Annotated in this window: 13 protein-coding genes; 8 read left to right on the plus strand and 5 right to left on the minus strand. The window is 71.6% G+C overall.

Going from position 1 to position 15,762, the window contains the following annotated elements; translation table 11 throughout:
- Positions 1-26: 26 nt before the first annotated feature.
- Positions 27-1,352: a DUF2252 domain-containing protein gene (locus OG594_RS10900; RefSeq protein WP_266597632.1), complete on the minus strand. Its 1,326-nt coding sequence runs from the start codon at positions 1,350-1,352 to the stop codon at positions 27-29.
- 173 nt (positions 1,353-1,525) lie between these two features.
- Here OG594_RS10900 and dnaE point away from each other — a divergent pair, with 173 nt between their 5' ends.
- Positions 1,526-5,071 carry a DNA polymerase III subunit alpha gene (gene dnaE / locus OG594_RS10905; protein ID WP_266597634.1) on the plus strand — a complete coding sequence of 1,182 codons (3,546 nt, stop codon included), beginning with the start codon at positions 1,526-1,528 and terminating at the stop codon, positions 5,069-5,071.
- A 74-nt stretch (positions 5,072-5,145) separates the two neighbouring features.
- Here dnaE and OG594_RS10910 read toward each other — a convergent pair whose 3' ends face one another.
- A complete protein-coding gene (locus OG594_RS10910) occupies positions 5,146-5,310 on the minus strand; it encodes a hypothetical protein (RefSeq protein WP_189736171.1) in 165 nt (54 codons plus the stop codon).
- 220 nt (positions 5,311-5,530) lie between these two features.
- Here OG594_RS10910 and OG594_RS10915 point away from each other — a divergent pair, with 220 nt between their 5' ends.
- From OG594_RS10915 to OG594_RS10930, 4 genes are all read left to right on the plus strand, one after another.
- Entirely contained in the window at positions 5,531-6,838 is a 1,308-nt protein-coding gene (locus OG594_RS10915) for an NYN domain-containing protein (RefSeq protein ID WP_266597637.1), read from the plus strand.
- A 94-nt stretch (positions 6,839-6,932) separates the two neighbouring features.
- Entirely contained in the window at positions 6,933-7,904 is a 972-nt protein-coding gene (locus OG594_RS10920; protein WP_266602786.1) for an ABC transporter ATP-binding protein, read from the plus strand.
- Positions 7,905-7,951: 47 nt separating this feature from the next.
- Positions 7,952-8,773: an ABC transporter permease gene (locus OG594_RS10925; protein WP_266602788.1), complete on the plus strand. Its 822-nt coding sequence runs from the start codon at positions 7,952-7,954 to the stop codon at positions 8,771-8,773.
- Between the two features lie 47 nt (positions 8,774-8,820).
- A complete protein-coding gene (locus OG594_RS10930; RefSeq protein ID WP_266597639.1) occupies positions 8,821-9,498 on the plus strand; it encodes a hypothetical protein in 678 nt (225 codons plus the stop codon).
- A 184-nt stretch (positions 9,499-9,682) separates the two neighbouring features.
- On the opposite strand, the gene ybaK is transcribed toward OG594_RS10930, so the two are convergent.
- From ybaK to OG594_RS10945, 3 genes are all read right to left on the minus strand, one after another.
- A complete protein-coding gene (gene ybaK / locus OG594_RS10935; protein ID WP_266597641.1) occupies positions 9,683-10,177 on the minus strand; it encodes a Cys-tRNA(Pro) deacylase in 495 nt (164 codons plus the stop codon).
- 10 nt (positions 10,178-10,187) lie between these two features.
- Positions 10,188-10,925, minus strand: coding sequence for an LON peptidase substrate-binding domain-containing protein (locus tag OG594_RS10940; protein ID WP_189736164.1), 738 nt, complete (start codon positions 10,923-10,925; stop codon positions 10,188-10,190).
- A 96-nt stretch (positions 10,926-11,021) separates the two neighbouring features.
- Entirely contained in the window at positions 11,022-12,560 is a 1,539-nt protein-coding gene (locus tag OG594_RS10945) for an oxidoreductase (RefSeq protein ID WP_266602790.1), read from the minus strand.
- 182 nt (positions 12,561-12,742) lie between these two features.
- Here OG594_RS10945 and hisD point away from each other — a divergent pair, with 182 nt between their 5' ends.
- From hisD to hisB, 3 genes are read left to right on the plus strand one after another with little or no spacing between them, the layout of a single operon-like run.
- Positions 12,743-14,065, plus strand: coding sequence for a histidinol dehydrogenase (gene hisD, locus OG594_RS10950; protein WP_266597644.1), 1,323 nt, complete (start codon positions 12,743-12,745; stop codon positions 14,063-14,065).
- Entirely contained in the window at positions 14,062-15,171 is a 1,110-nt protein-coding gene (locus OG594_RS10955) for a histidinol-phosphate transaminase (RefSeq protein ID WP_266597646.1), read from the plus strand. Before hisD ends, OG594_RS10955 begins: the two co-directional genes overlap by 4 nt.
- Positions 15,168-15,761: an imidazoleglycerol-phosphate dehydratase HisB gene (hisB, locus tag OG594_RS10960; protein WP_030009963.1), complete on the plus strand. Its 594-nt coding sequence runs from the start codon at positions 15,168-15,170 to the stop codon at positions 15,759-15,761. The genes OG594_RS10955 and hisB overlap by 4 nt, the downstream gene beginning before the upstream one ends.
- The last annotated feature ends 1 nt before the right edge of the window (position 15,762 follow it).

Consider the following 15,762-nt stretch of genomic DNA (forward strand, 5'->3'; position numbering starts at 1 on the left):
CCATGCGTTCCTGTGGAGCGAGCGGCTCAGGGAGTGAGACGCCCGTTACGGAAGAGGTCCACGAAGATCTGGTGGTCGGCGCGCGCCCGGGCCCCGTACGCGTGGGCGAAGTCCACGAGCAGCTCCGCGAAGCCCTCCTCGTCGGCGGCGATCGCCGCGTCGATGGCCCGCTCGGTGGAGAAGGGCACCAGGGACTGCCCGCTCTCGGCCTCGTCGGCCGACGCGTGCATGGTCGCGGTCGCCCGGCCGAGATCGGCGACGACGGCCGCGATCTCCTCCGGGTCGTCCAGGTCCGACCAGTCCAGGTCCACCGCGTACGGGGAGACCTCCGCCACCAGCTGCCCGGCCCCGTCCAGCTCCGTCCAGCCCAGCCACGGGTCGGCGTGCGCCTGCAGGGCGCGCTGCGAGATGACCGTGCGGTGCCCCTCGTGCTGGAAGTACTCCCGCACCGCCCGGTCCGTGATGTGGCGGGAGACCGCAGGGGTCTGCGCCTGCTTGAGGTAGATCACGACGTCGTTCTCCAGGGCGTCGCTGTGCCCCTCCAGCAGGATGTTGTAGGAGGGCAGGCCCGCCGACCCGATGCCGACGCCCCGGCGCCCCACCACGTCCTTGACCCGGTAGGAGTCCGGGCGCACGAGGGACTCGTCGGGGAGGGTCTCCAGGTACCCGTCGAAGGCGGCCAGCACCTTGTACCGGGTGGCGGCGTCCAGCTCGATGGAGCCCCCGCCGGAGGTGAAGCGGCGCTCGTAGTCCCGTATCTCCGTCATGGAGTCCAGCAGGGAGAAGCGGGTCCGGGAGCGTGCCGAGCGCAGCGCGTCCAGCAGCGGGCCCTCGGCGGTGTCCAGGGTGAAGGAGGGCACCTCCTCATCCTTCGCCCCCGCCGCCAGCCGGTGGATCCGCTCCCGGTAGGCGCCGGCGTAGATCCGCATCAGTTCGCTTATCTGGTCGTCGCTGAGCGCCTTGGTGTAGCCGATCAGGGCGACGGAGGCGGCGAACCGCTTCAGGTCCCAGGTGAAGGGGCCGACGTAGGCCTCGTCGAAGTCGTTGACGTTGAAGACCAGCCGACCGTTGGAGTCCATGTACGTGCCGAAGTTCTCGGCGTGCAGGTCTCCGTGGATCCACACCCGGCCCGTCCGCTCGTCCAGGTAAGGGCCGCCGTGCCGGTCCCGCTCCAGGTCGGAGTAGAAGAGGCAGGCGGTACCCCGGTAGAAGGCGAAGGCCGAAGCCGCCATCTTGCGGAATTTGACCTGGAAGGCAGCGGGGTCGGCGACGAGCAGCTCACCGAACGCAGTGTCGAACACGTCGAGGATCTGCTCGGCGCGCTGCTCGTCGGTCGTCTCGGGGACCGCCATGGCGGGTTCCTCCTGGTGCACGGGCTGTTTCAGGTTCCGACCGACTGGACGCCGGATCGGCCCTCCTGGTTCTGCAACGCCCGACCGTACCGGTCAGTGCCCGTGATCTGTCACCCGGCCGACGTAGGATTCGAAGCTGCCCCCTCACCCCCCGCCCCCGGAGGACCCGCGCCGTGACAAAGCCGCCGTTCACGCACCTGCACGTCCACACCCAGTACTCGCTGCTGGACGGTGCCGCGCGGCTGAAGGACATGTTCAACGCGTGCAACGAGATGGGCATGACGCACATCGCCATGTCCGACCACGGCAACCTGCACGGCGCCTACGACTTCTTCCACACGGCGAAGAAGGCCGGGGTCACCCCGATCATCGGCATCGAGGCGTACGTCGCCCCCGAGTCCCGGCGCAACAAGCGGCGCATCCAGTGGGGCCAGCCCCACCAGAAGCGCGACGACGTCTCCGGTTCCGGCGGTTACACCCACAAGACGATCTGGGCGGCGAACTCCACCGGCCTGCACAACCTCTTCCGGCTGTCCTCCGACGCGTACGCCGAGGGCTGGCTCACCAAGTGGCCGCGCATGGACAAGGAGACCATCAGCCAGTGGTCCGAGGGGCTGATCGCCTCCACCGGCTGCCCCTCCGGCGAGGTCCAGACCCGGCTGCGCCTCGGCCAGTTCGACGAGGCCCTCAAGGCCGCCTCCGACTACCAGGACATCTTCGGCAAGGGCCGCTACTTCCTGGAGCTGATGGATCACGGCATCGAGATCGAGCGCCGGGTCCGCGACGGGCTGCTGGAGATCGGCAAGAAGCTCGGCATCCCGCCGCTGGTCACCAACGACTCGCACTACACCTACGCGCACGAGGCCGGCGCCCACGACGCCCTGCTCTGCATCCAGACCGGCAAGAACCTCTCGGACCCGGACCGCTTCCGCTTCGACGGCACCGGCTACTACCTGAAGTCCACCGACGAGATGTACGCGGTCGACTCCTCGGACGCCTGGCAGGAGGGCTGCGCCAACACCCTCCTCGTCGCCGAGCAGATCGACACGACCGGCATGTTCGAGGCCAAGAACCTCATGCCGAGGTTCGAGATCCCCGAAGAGGGCTACACCGAGATCACCTGGTTCAAGGAGGAAGTGCGGCGCGGCATGGCCCGCCGCTACCCCGGAGGGGTACCCGACGACCGCCAGAAGCAGGCCGAGTACGAGCTGGACGTCATCATCCAGATGGGGTTCCCGGGCTACTTCCTCGTCGTCGCCGACTTCATCATGTGGGCGAAGAACAACGGCATCGCGGTGGGCCCCGGCCGAGGCTCCGCGGCCGGCTCGATCGTCGCGTACGCCATGGGCATCACCGACCTCGACCCGATCGAGCACGGGCTGATCTTCGAGCGGTTCCTGAACCCCGAGCGCGTCTCCATGCCCGACGTCGACATCGACTTCGACGAGCGCCGGCGCGTCGAAGTGATCCGGTACGTGACCGAGAAGTACGGCGAGGACAAGGTCGCCATGATCGGCACGTACGGCAAGATCAAGGCGAAGAACGCCATCAAGGACTCCGCGCGCGTCCTCGGCTACCCGTACGCCATGGGCGACCGCCTCACCAAGGCGATGCCCGCCGACGTCCTCGGCAAGGGCATCGACCTCAACGGCATCACCGACCCCTCGCACCCGCGCTACAGCGAGGCGGGCGAGATCCGGGCGATGTACGAGAACGAGCCGGACGTGAAGAAGGTCATCGACACCGCCAGGGGTGTGGAGGGCCTGGTCCGGCAGATGGGCGTGCACGCGGCCGGCGTGATCATGTCCAGCGAGCCGATCGTCGACCACGCCCCGGTCTGGGTGCGGCACACCGACGGCGTGACGATCACGCAGTGGGACTACCCCCAGTGCGAGTCGCTCGGCCTGATCAAGATGGACTTCCTGGGCCTGCGCAACCTGACCATCATGGACGACGCCGTCAAGATGGTGAAGGCCAACAAGGGCATCGAGCTCGACCTCCTCGCCCTCCCGCTGGACGACCCCAAGACGTACGAGCTGCTCTGCCGCGGTGACACGCTCGGCGTCTTCCAGTTCGACGGCGGCCCCATGCGCTCGCTGCTGCGCCTGATGAAGCCCGACAACTTCGAGGACATCTCCGCCGTCTCGGCCCTGTACCGGCCGGGCCCGATGGGCATGAACTCGCACACCAACTACGCCCTGCGCAAGAACAAGCAGCAGGAGATCACTCCGATCCACCCGGAGCTGGAGGAGCCCCTCAGGGAGGTCCTCGACATCACCTACGGCCTCATCGTGTACCAGGAGCAGGTGCAGAAGGCCGCCCAGATCGTCGCCGGGTACTCGCTCGGCGAGGCCGACATCCTGCGCCGTGTGATGGGCAAGAAGAAGCCCGACGAGCTGGCGAAGAACTTCACCATCTTCCAGGAGGGCGCACGCGGGAACGGCTTCAGCGACAAGGCCATCCAGGCCCTGTGGGACGTGCTGGTGCCGTTCGCCGGCTACGCCTTCAACAAGGCGCACTCCTCCGCGTACGGCCTGGTCACGTACTGGACCGCCTACCTCAAGGCGAACTACCCGGCCGAGTACATGGCGGGGCTCCTCACCTCGGTCAAGGACGACAAGGACAAGTCCGCGATCTACCTGAACGAGTGCCGGCGCATGGGCATCAAGGTGCTGCCGCCGAACGTCAACGAGTCGGAGTCGAACTTCGCCGCCCAGGGCGACGACGTGATCCTCTTCGGGCTCACCGCGGTGCGCAACGTCGGCCAGAACGTCGTCGAGTCGATCATCAAGAGCAGGAAGGCCAAGGGGAAGTACTCCACCTTCCCCGACTTCCTGGACAAGGTCGAGGCCGTCGTCTGCAACAAGCGCACCGTCGAGTCGCTGATCAAGGCCGGCGCCTTCGACGAGATGGGCCACACCCGCAAGGGCCTGGTCGCGCACCACGAGTCGATGATCGACAACGTGGTCGCGGTCAAGCGCAAGGAGGCCGAGGGACAGTTCGACCTGTTCGGCGGGATGGGTGACGAGAACGCGAGCGACGAGCCCGGCTTCGGCCTCGACGTGGAGTTCTCCGACGTCGAGTGGGAGAAGTCCTACCTGCTCGCCCAGGAGCGCGAGATGCTCGGCCTCTACGTCTCCGACCACCCGCTCTTCGGCCTGGAACACGTGCTCTCCGACAAGACGGACGCCGGCATCTCCCAGCTGACCGGCGGCGAGCACTCCGACGGCGCCGTCGTCACCATCGGCGGCATCATCTCGGGCCTCCAGCGCAAGATGACCAAGCAGGGCAACGCCTGGGCCATCGCCACCGTCGAGGACCTGGCCGGCTCCATCGAATGCATGTTCTTCCCCGCGACCTACCAGCTCGTCTCCACCCAGCTGGTCGAGGACACCGTGGTCTTCGTCAAGGGCCGCCTCGACAAGCGCGAGGACGTCCCCCGCCTGGTCGCCATGGAGATGATGGTCCCCGACCTCACCTCGGCCGGCACCAACGCCCCGGTGGTCCTCACCATCCCCACCGTCAAGGTCACACCGCCGATGGTGACCCGTCTGGGCGAGATCCTGCGCCACCACAAGGGCAACACCGAGGTGCGGATCAAGCTCCAGGGGCCGCGGACCACCACCGTGCTGCGCCTCGACAAGCACCGCGTCCAGCCCGACCCGGCGCTCTTCGGCGACCTCAAGGTGCTCCTCGGACCGTCCTGCCTGGCCGGATAGCGCCCCCCGGCGGTACGTGCGGAAGGGCCCGCCCGGTGTCACCGGGCGGGCCCTTCCGCGTGCGCGTACGGCCGTCAGTTGTGGCCGAACTTCTTCTCCTTGCGCTTGTGCGCCATGTCCATCGGGCTCGGCGCCGAGGAGGAGGGCATCGACTCGGTCTCCGAGGTGCCCTTGGTCGGATCCTGCCCCGACCGGGGCTGCTGCTTGGCGGGCTGCTTCTGGTTCTTGTTCTTGGCCATGGTGGAGCCTCCGTGAGGGTCTAGGGGCCAGGACCGCCTTCACACTCACACAACGCCCGAAACCGCGCATTTTGGATCATTACTGCGCGTAGCCGAGGCTTCCCGCACCGTCGACCGTGAGATCCGCCACGCCGATGATCGAGTTCCGGCCTTCAACACCCTTGGGGTCGGGCAGACTCGGGGAACCGCCGCAAAGCACAGAGGACCCCCAGGGAAGAGGGTGGAACGCGTGGACCGCTGCGTCGTCCTGGTGGATGCCGGCTACCTGCTGGGTGCCGCCGCCAGCCTTCTCGCCGGGGAGCCCTCCCGCTCCCGGATCACCATCGACCATGCCGCCCTCATCCAGGGCCTGCGCGAGCGGGCCGAGGCCGACACCGAACAGCCCCTGCTGCGCATCTACTGGTTCGACGGAGCGCCCGACCGGGTGCCCCAGCCCGAACACCGGCGGCTGCGCGTCATGCCGCGCGTCACCGTCCGGCTCGGCGCCCTGACCCGCAGCGACGGCCGCTGGGCCCAAAAGGGCGTCGACGCCGCCATGCACGCCGAACTCACCGAGCTCGCCCGCAACCGGGCCTGCTCCGACGTGGTCCTGGTCACCGGCGACGGAGACCTGCTGCCCGGCCTGATGTCCGCCAAGGAGCACGGGGTCGCCGTCCACCTGTGGGCCGTCCAGGCCGCCGACGGGGACTACAACCAGTCCGAGGACCTCGTCGCCGAGGCCGACGAACGCCGGGTCCTGGACCGGGCCTGGATCACCCGGGCCGTCCGCGCCAAGGACCTCACCGGACTGTGCTCCCCGCCGCCCGCGCCGCGCCCCGACATCGCCGCCATCCTCTCGGCCCCGCTGCCCGAGGCGGCCCTCGCGGAGGCCGCCCGCAACGGCGCCGCCGCCACCGGGTCGGAGGACCGCGACGGGACCCCCGTACCGGCGCCCACCACCCCCGGGGGCAAGCCGGTGCCCACCCCCAAAGACCTGGCCGGTGCCCTGCGCGCCACCGGCCAGCAGGGCCACCCGCAGACCGGGCCGAGCGGCGCCCACGCCCCCGCCAGCGCCCTGCGCTGGTCCTCCGACAAGGGCTGGATCGACCGGGCCGGACCCCTGGGCGAGCCCGCCGAGACCGCCTCGCTGCCCACCCTCGCCCAGCTCACCAGCGCCGAACAGCGCTGGGCGGACCGCGAGGAGGACATCACCACCGTCGGCGGGGACCCGTTCGAGGTGGGACAGGTGTTCGCCCGGCGCTGGATGGAGCGGCTCCCGGAGACCGTGCACCTACAGAAGCTGGCCACGATGTACCCGCGGATCCCGCACCGGATCGACGGCGAACTGCTGCGCTACGCAGCCCGGTTCGGGCTGCTCGCCCACAAGGACGACCAGATCGACGAACACGACCGGTACGCCATCCGCGCCGGGTTCTGGCGGGAGATCGACGTCCGCGCCGCCGCCGAACACGTGGCCGCCGGACCGGCCTCCGAGCCCGGAGCCGGCCCCGGCGAGCTGACGGCCCCGCTGACCCCGACGGCCGAGTAGGGCCGGGAACCCCGTAGGCTGCTCCCTCGTGAGTACGGGCACAGCACAGGCGCGAGAAGGCACGGCGGCGGCCGCGGGAGCGGCGCCCGACGTCATCTTCGCGGTGCGTGACCTGGTCAAGACGTATCCCGCGGTACGCGGCCGGCGCGGGGCTCCCGCCCTGCCCGAGACCCGCGCCAACGACGGGATCTCCCTGGACGTCCGGCGCGGCGAGATCTTCGGCCTGCTCGGCCCCAACGGCGCCGGCAAGTCCACGCTGGTCCGCCAGCTCACCGGCCTGATGCGGCCGGACTCCGGCTCGGTGACCCTGCTCGGCCACGACCTCGTGGGCCACCCCGGCCGGGCCTCCCGGCTGCTCGCCTACCTGGGGCAGGAGTCGACCGCCCTGGACGAGCTCACGGTGGGGCTGGCCGCCGAGACCACCGCGCGGCTGCGCGGGCAGGGCCTGCGCGCCGCCCGGGCCGCGCGCGACGCCGTACTGGAGGAGCTCGGGCTGACCCCGATCGCCGGACGGCCCCTGAAGAAACTTTCCGGCGGCCAGCGCCGCCTCGCCTGCTTCGCCACCGCGCTGGTGGGGGAGCGGCCCGTACTGGTCCTCGACGAGCCCACCACCGGCATGGACCCGGTCGCCCGGCGGGCCGTGTGGTCCGCCGTCGACCGGCGGCGCGCGCAGCACGGCGCGACGGTCCTGCTCGTCACCCACAACGTCATCGAGGCCGAGACCGTCCTCGACCGGGTCGCCGTCATCGACCAGGGCAAGGTCATCGCCTGCGACACCCCGGCCGGCCTGAAGGCCACCGTCTCGGGCGAGGTCCGGCTGGAGCTGGTCTGGCGCGAGGGCGCTCCGCTGGAGGTCCCGGAGGTCGCCCGGCTGCGCACCCGGGCCATCGAGTCCGGGCGCCGCTGGGTGCTCCGGCTGGCGCCGGACGAAGCGAGGGCGGCGGTGGCCTCGGTCACCGGGGGCCCGGCCTTCGCCGCGCTCGACGACTTCACCCTGGCCACCCCCAGCCTGGAAGACGTGTACCTGGCCCTCGGCGGCAAGACGAAGGGGCTGGTGAAGTCGTGAGCGACCGTTCCACGGGGGCCGGCCGGGCCGTGCTCGCGCCCGAAGCCGTGCCGGCACCCCCTGCGGGCGCCGCGCCCGAGGGCGCCGCCGACGGCCTTGCCCAGGCGCCGGAGCCCGCGCCGCTGGCGCCCGGCGCGCGGTTCTTCCCCGCCCTGGCCGCCGTCTACCGGGCCCAGCTCTCCCGGGCCCGAGTGGCCCGGATCCCGCTGCTGTTCGTCGCCACCTTCCAGTCCGTCGGGATCATGATCCTGATGCGGGGCGTGGTCGACGGGGGTTCGGAGGCCCGCGCCGTCGTCGCCGGCTCCTCGGTGCTCGTCGTCGCCTTCGTCGCCCTGAACCTGCTCGCCCAGTACTTCGGGCAGCTGCGGGCCGGCGGCGGGCTCGACCACTACGCCACCCTGCCCGTGCCGCCCGCGTCGGTGGTGCTGGGCGCGGCCGCCGCGTACGCCTCCTTCACGCTGCCGGGGACCCTGGTCACCGCCGTCTTCGGATGCCTGCTGTTCGGGCTGCCGATGAGCGGACTGTGGATCCTGGCCGCGGTGGTGCCGCTGGCCGGGGCCGCGCTGGCCGGGCTCGGCGCGGCGCTCGGACTGCTGGCACCGCGGCAGGAGCTGGCCACCCTCGCGGGGCAGCTCGGCATGTCGGCGGCGCTGCTGCTCGGGGTGCTGCCGCCGGAGCGGATGCCGGACGTGATCGTGTGGGCCCGCGACCTGCTGCCGTCCACGTACGGCGTCGAGGCGTTCGCCCGTACCTTCGCCCCGGAACCGGACTGGGCCGCCGTCGCCTTCGACCTGAGCGTGTGCGGGGCCGTCGGGGTCCTCTCGCTCACCGTCGCGACCTGGGCGTACCGCCGGGCCGCCGTCCGCTGACACGGTCCGCCGACGCCGCTGCCGCGCGCACCTGGCACGATGTGGGGGTGACCGAAGCCGTGACCCCGCAGTCCCCCCTCGACCCGCCGTCGCCCCCGACCGAGAAGCCGGGAGCCGCCTCCGGGGCGATCACCCCGGAGGACGTCCGGGACGGGGCCGTCGTCGCCCTGCTCGTCGGGGCGGCCGGACTGCTCCTCGGCCTGCTGTGGCTGTGGCTCGCCCCCCGGGTGCAGTACGTCTCCAACGGGGAGGCCGTGTTCCTGCGCAACAGCGAGAGCGAGGCGCGGATCGCCTCCGACGGCACCTTCTTCCTGCTGTCGCTGGGGCTGGGCGCGCTCACCGCCGTCGGCACCTTCCTGTGGCGCCGGGCCGGCGGTGTGCCGCTGGTGATCGGGCTGGCGGTCGGGTCCTGCTTCGGAGCGCTGGTGGGGTGGCGGTTCGGGCTGTGGCTGGGACCGTCGTCGGACCTGGTCGTGGCCGCGAAGCAGGCGGGCAAGGGCGTTCCGTTCGACGCGCCGCTGGAGCTGCTCGCGCACGGGGCGCTGTTGGCCTGGCCGATGACCGCCGTGCTGCTGCACCTGGGGCTGACCGCGTTGTGGACGCCGCGGGATCCGGATCCCGAGCCCGTGTTCGGCTGGTCGGGGTTCTACCAGGCGCCGACGTCGTCGACGTCGACGACGCCTGCCGATGCCGCTCCGTCGGCGCCGGAGGCCCCGCGGGCCTGATCCCCTCCGGGGGTGCCGGTGCGCCGCTGCGCGGGGCTGCTCCCCGCCCCGCCCTTTCCCCGTTTCCCGGGGCTCCGCCCCCGGACCCCGCCGGGCGCTGCCGGGACCTTGCCGGGCGCTGCCCGGACCAGCGCCTCAAACGCCGGCGGGGCTTGACGTACCCCTCGTTCGGTGGCGCCGCAGGCTACGCCCGGGCGATCGGGGCCAGGGTGGCTGAGGTGAGGGTGGTCAGGTCCGACGGGGAGAGTTCGATCTCCAGGCCGCGGCGGCCCGCCGAGCAGCAGATCGTGGGGTGCGCCGACGCCGAGGCGTCGATCACCGTGCGCAGCCGCTTGCGCTGCCCCAGCGGGGAGATGCCGCCCAGGACGTAGCCCGTGGTGCGCTCCGCCAGGGCCGGGTCGGCCATCGCCGCACGCTTGCCGCCGACCGCCGCCGCCAGCGCCTTCAGGTCCAGTGACCCCGAGACCGGGACCACCGCCACCGTCAGGACGCCGTCCACGTCCGCGACCAGCGTCTTGAAGACCTGGGCGGGCGAGACGCCGAGCGCCTGCGCCGCCTCCTCCCCGTACGAGGGATGGGCCGGGTCGTGCTCGTACGCGTGCGTGGTGAACGGCACGCCCGCCGCCGTCAGGGCGACGATCGCCGGGGTGCCCGCCGCCTGCTTGGACTTCTTCGCCATCGGTGCGTACTCAATTCGGGCTCGTCGGGGCACGGGTCAGGTCCACCGCCGGCAGGGACGGCAGGTGACGGATCACCGCCGTCTCCGTACGCAGCAGCTTCAGCTCCTCCGCCAGCCGGGTCGCGGTGTCCGGGGCCTGGAGCAGCCGCTGCTTCGCCGGGATGTCCAGCACCGCCGCCGCTGCCACCAGGTAGGAGACCACCGAGGGCTCGTCGGGGAGCTCCGCGCCCGTCAGGGACCGCTCGCGGGCCCCGGCCAGCCGCTTCTGGTAGTTGCGGAAGGCCCGCAGCACGCCCTCGGCCAGGACGCCCGCGCCGTCGCCCGCGTCCTCCGGGAGCTCTTCCAGCTCCGCCGTCAGGAAGGGGCCCGAGGCGTCGACCGAGATCAGCCGGACCCGCGTCGTACCGGTCGCCAGGACCTCGAAGCTGCCGTCCTCCCGCTCCCGGACGGTCGCCGCGTCGGCGATGCAGCCCACCCGGTGGAAGGCCTGGATCGGGTCGGGGCCGAAGCCCGCCGCCGGGCCCCGCTCGGGCAGGGACGTCTGGTCCGGCAGACCGGGCGCGGTCGGCGCGACCTCCCGGCCGTCGCGGATCGCGACGACCGCGAAACGGCGCGGCTCGTCCTCGCCCGTCTTCAGCAGCTCGCGCATCATGGCGCGATAACGCTCCTCGAAGATGTTCAGCGGGAGGACGAGTCCCGGGAACAGCACCGAATTCAGCGGAAAGAGGGGCAGGCGAACGGTGGTCACGACGCACAGGGTAATCGCCCGGGCCACCTAGGGTGTCCGGCGTTTGAGGGGCGGACGGCGTCACGTGCCCCATCCGCCGGACGACCCCCGCCGCCGTCACCCCCGCCGCAGGAGCCGCGAAGCCCCCGCCGCCACCGTCGTGGCCAGGATCCAGCCCATGACGACCAGGCCCGCCGCCCCCCACTGCCAGCCGCCCTGCAGCTTCCACTGACCCTGCTGACCGAGGTCGATCACCGGGAGCAGCAGGTCCAGCGCGTACAGGGCGGCGCTCCACTGGGGATGCTCGTCCTCCTTGATCGCCGGCGGGTGGAGCTGCGAGAACAGCAGCGCCCCCGCCGCCCACAGCACCGCCATCCACAGCGCGGCCCGGCCCGGCCGGTAGCCGTAGACCACCGTCCAGTCCTGGAGGTACCCCCAGGCCTTCGGCCCGAGCGGCAGCGTGGCCCGGCGCCGCCGCTGCTTGGCCAGCAGCACCTCGCGGGCGTCCTGGTCCTCGCCGCTCGCCCGCAGTACGGCGGCCAGCCGCTCGTACGGCTCCGGCGAGTACTCGGGAGTGGCCGCCGCCACCCACTCCAGGCGGCGGGAGAGCGGGAAGTGCCCCCGGGGCGCGAGGTTCTCGTAGACGAACCCCTCGATGGACAGAGAGCCCGGGCCGGGCCAGCTCGTGGAGGTGTCGACCAGCTTGACCACCTTGGCCCCGGACACGACCACCCGGCCCTGCTCCGGCCGCTCGCCGACGAACCGGAACTCGGGGGTCTGGATCCGGCGCAGGGATATCTCCTGCTCCGGGGTGAGCGTGAACCGCGCCCCGTAGAAGTCGATGGCGTCGCCGAAGCGGCCGTCGTCCAGCCGCAGCCCGCCCCGGCACTCGAAGTGCCGGGCCCGCCGGCCCCGGGTGGGCGTCGGCCCCAGCCCGTACGGGGGAGTGGAGGAGCCCCCGTACGCCGCGTAGTCCAGCGCGATGGAGGTCAGGTACAGGGTCCGCTCGACGGTCAGCTGCGGGGCGTTCAGGGCGAACCGCCCCTGCGGGTTGCGCAGGCGCGCCCCGCGCAGGTTCATCGACACGCCGACCTTGGCGCCGCGCAGGCTCACCTCCCCGTACGTCTCCAGCAGCTCCCCCTGTAAGTCCTGCGCCACCGACATCCCGTCCGCGGCGATCGCCCGGCCCTTGTTGTCCCGCTGCACCACGGCCTGGCTGATCAGCAGGTCGGTGCCGATCTGCGCGTCGGTCAGCCGGATCCCGCGCGCCACCCGGCACCGCGGCAGGTGTAGATCGCCCTCGGTGTGCAGCCGGGCCGCCTCCAGCCGCGGTATCGCGCAGTTGATCAGGCGCAGCGTGCCGAAGCGGGCCTCGGACAGCTGGATCTCGCTGTCGAAGCGGCAGGACTGGAGCTCCACGTACGGGGCGACCGCGCCACCGGACAGTTCCAGCCGCCCGCTGATCCGCACCCCGCGCAGCTTGAGGGAGGCCACCCGGCCCGGAACGGGCGGCGGACCGTGCAGCAGCAGCCGGGCGACCACCCGGGCGCGGACACTGCGCTCGGGCCCCCAGACGTGCTCGGCGTGCGGATCGTCGCGGTCGGCGGCGCGGGCGCTGAGATCGCAGACGCTGCCCGTGCGGAACGCGTCCCACATGCGGCGTTCGGAAGCGGTGAGATCCGCCGGTTCCTCGTCCGTGCGCGCCTCGGTCACGGCGGCCCCCCTCCGCTGTCAGCTACGTGTAGGGGAACGCTATCGGGCGCCTGTGACATCCGTGGCCCGTATCAGCCAGTGATACGGGCGAACGGTGGCGCGAAGCGGTCTGAGAGAATTGTGAGGTGATCTCTCGTATCGACCTGCGCGGTGACGCCCTCCCCGAGGGCGGCGCCCTGCGCTCCCTGCTGCCCCGTGCCGAGTTCGACGTAGCGGCCGCCCTGGAGAAGGTGCGGCCCATCTGCGAGGACGTCCATCATCGTGGCACGGCGGCGCTGATCGAGTACGCGCAGAAGTTCGACGGGGTCGAGCTCTCGCAGGTCCGGGTACCCGCGGAGGCCATCAAGGCCGCCCTGGAACAGCTGGACCCGGCCGTCCGCGCCGCCCTGGAGGAGTCGATCCGGCGCGCCCGGATCGTGCACCGAAACCAGCGCCGCACCGAGCACACCACCCAGGTGGTCCCCGGCGGCACCGTGACCGAGAAGTGGGTTCCGGTGGAGCGCGTGGGGCTGTACGCCCCGGGCGGCCGCTCGGTGTACCCGTCCTCCGTCGTCATGAACGTCGTGCCGGCCCAGGAGGCGGGCGTCGAATCGATCGCGCTCGCGTCCCCGCCGCAGAAGGAGTTCGGGGGTCTGCCGCACCCGACGATCCTCGCCGCGTGCGCGCTGCTCGGCGTGGACGAGGTGTACGCGGTGGGCGGTGCGCAGGCCGTCGCGATGTTCGCGTACGGGACCGAGGACTGCCTTCCCTCCAACATGGTGACCGGCCCCGGCAACATCTGGGTCGCCGCCGCCAAGCGCTACTTCACCGGGAAGATCGGCATCGACACCGAGGCCGGCCCGACCGAGATCGCCGTCCTCGCCGACTCCACGGCCGACCCGGTGCACGTCGCCGCCGACCTGATCAGCCAGGCCGAGCACGACCCGCTGGCTGCCGCCGTGCTCGTCACGGACTCCGCGGAGCTCGCGGACGCCGTCGAGCAGGAGCTGGCGCCGCAGGTCGCCGCGACCAAGCACGTCGAGGACCGGATCAAGCCGGCGCTGGCCGGCAAGCAGTCCGCGATCGTGCTGGTCGACAGCCTGGAGGACGGCCTCAAGGTCGTCGACGCGTACGGCGCCGAGCACCTGGAGATCCAGACCGCCGACGCCGCCGCCTGGGCCGCCCGCGTCCGCAACGCCGGCGCGATCTTCGTCGGCCCGTGGGCCCCGGTCTCCCTCGGCGACTACTGCGCCGGCTCGAACCACGTGCTGCCCACCGGCGGCTGCGCCTGCCACTCCTCCGGCCTGTCCGTGCAGTCCTTCCTGCGCGGCATCCACATCGTCGACTACACGCGGGACGCCCTCGCCGAGGTCACCCACCACGTGGTGACGCTGGCCGAAGCAGAGGACCTGCCCGCGCACGGCGCCGCCCTGAAGGCGCGCTTCGGATGGAAGGTCCCCACCCCGTGAGCTTCGGCATCGACGACCTGCCCATCCGGGACGAGCTGCGCGGCAAGAGCCCGTACGGCGCCCCGCAGCTCGACGTACCCGTCCAGCTGAACACCAACGAGAACCCGTACGAGCTGCCCGAGGAGCTCGTACGGCGCATCGCCGAGCGCGTCTCCGAGGCGGCCCGCACCCTCAACCGCTACCCCGACCGGGACGCGGTCGAGCTGCGCACCGAGCTGGCCGCCTACCTCACCCGCACCGGCAAGCACCCGGTCGCGCGGGAGAACGTCTGGGCCGCCAACGGCTCCAACGAGGTCATCCAGCAGCTGCTGCAGACCTTCGGCGGACCCGGCCGCACCGCGCTCGGCTTCGAGCCCTCCTACTCGATGCACGCGCTGATCTCCCGCGGCACCGGCACCGGCTGGATCTCCGGGCCGCGCCGCGAGGACTTCACCATCGACGTGGAGGCGGCGGAGCAGGCGATCACCGAGAACGCCCCCGACGTCGTCTTCATCACCTCGCCCAACAACCCCACGGGCACCGCGGTCGAGGCCGAGACGGTCCTCGCCCTCTACGAGGCGGCGCAGGCGGCCAAGCCTTCCCTGGTGATCGTCGACGAGGCGTACGTGGAGTTCAGCCACCGGGACTCGCTGCTGCCCCTCATCGAGGGCCGCCCGAACCTGGTGGTCTCCCGGACCATGTCCAAGGCCTTCGGCGCGGCCGGTCTGCGCCTGGGCTACCTGGCGGCGCACCCCGCCGTCGTCGACGCCGTCCAGCTGGTGCGCCTGCCGTACCACCTGTCGGCCGTCACCCAGGCCACCGCACTGGCCGCCCTGGAACACACCGACACCCTGCTCGGCTACGTCGAGCAGCTCAAGGCCGAGCGCGACCGCCTGGTCACCGAACTGCGGGCCATCGGCTTCGAGGTCACCGATTCCGACGCGAACTTCATCCAGTTCGGGAAGTTCGAGGACTCGCACACCGCCTGGCAGAAGATCCTCGACCAGGGCGTCCTGGTCCGGGACAACGGCGTACCGGGATGGCTGCGGGTCACCGCGGGCACCCCGGCGGAGAACGACGCGTTCCTGGAAGCGGTTCGCGCACTGAAGAAGGAGCAGCACGCATGAGCCGCATCGGACGGGTCGAACGGACCACCAAGGAGACCTCGGTCGTCGTCGAGATAAACCTCGACGGCACCGGCCAGGTCGACGTCTCGACGGGCGTGGGCTTCTACGACCACATGCTCGACCAGCTCGGCCGCCACGGCCTCTTCGACCTCACCGTCAAGACCGAGGGCGACCTGCACATCGACAGCCACCACACCATCGAGGACAGCGCGCTCGCGCTGGGCGCCGCCTTCAAGCAGGCCCTCGGCGACAAGGTCGGCATCTACCGCTTCGGCAACTGCACCGTGCCGCTCGACGAGTCCCTCGCCCAGGTGACCGTCGACCTGTCCGGCCGCCCCTACCTCGTGCACACCGAGCCCGAGAACATGGCGCCGATGATCGGCACGTACGACACGACGATGACCCGGCACATCTTCGAGTCCTTCGTCGCGCAGGCCCAGATCGCCCTGCACATCCACGTCCCGTACGGCCGCAACGCCCACCACATCGTGGAGTGCCAGTTCAAGGCCCTCGCCCGGGCGCTGCGCTACGCCGCCGAGTTCGACCCGCGCGCGGCCGGCATCCTGCCCTCCACGAAGGGCGCCCTCTAGC

Source organism: Streptomyces sp. NBC_01214, from assembly GCF_026340975.1.
GTDB lineage: Bacteria > Actinomycetota > Actinomycetes > Streptomycetales > Streptomycetaceae > Streptomyces.

Excerpts from the sequence above, each read along its gene's own strand:
- OG594_RS10900 (WP_266597632.1), bottom strand. The coding sequence starts at position 1,352 with ATGGCGGTCCCCGAGACGACCGACGAGCAGCGCGCCGAGCAGATCCTC.
- OG594_RS10910 (WP_189736171.1), bottom strand. The coding sequence starts at position 5,310 with ATGGCCAAGAACAAGAACCAGAAGCAGCCCGCCAAGCAGCAGCCCCGG.
- ybaK (WP_266597641.1), bottom strand. The coding sequence starts at position 10,177 with ATGGCGAAGAAGTCCAAGCAGGCGGCGGGCACCCCGGCGATCGTCGCC.
- OG594_RS10945 (WP_266602790.1), bottom strand. The coding sequence starts at position 12,560 with ATGTGGGACGCGTTCCGCACGGGCAGCGTCTGCGATCTCAGCGCCCGC.
- hisB (WP_030009963.1), top strand. The coding sequence starts at position 15,168 with ATGAGCCGCATCGGACGGGTCGAACGGACCACCAAGGAGACCTCGGTC.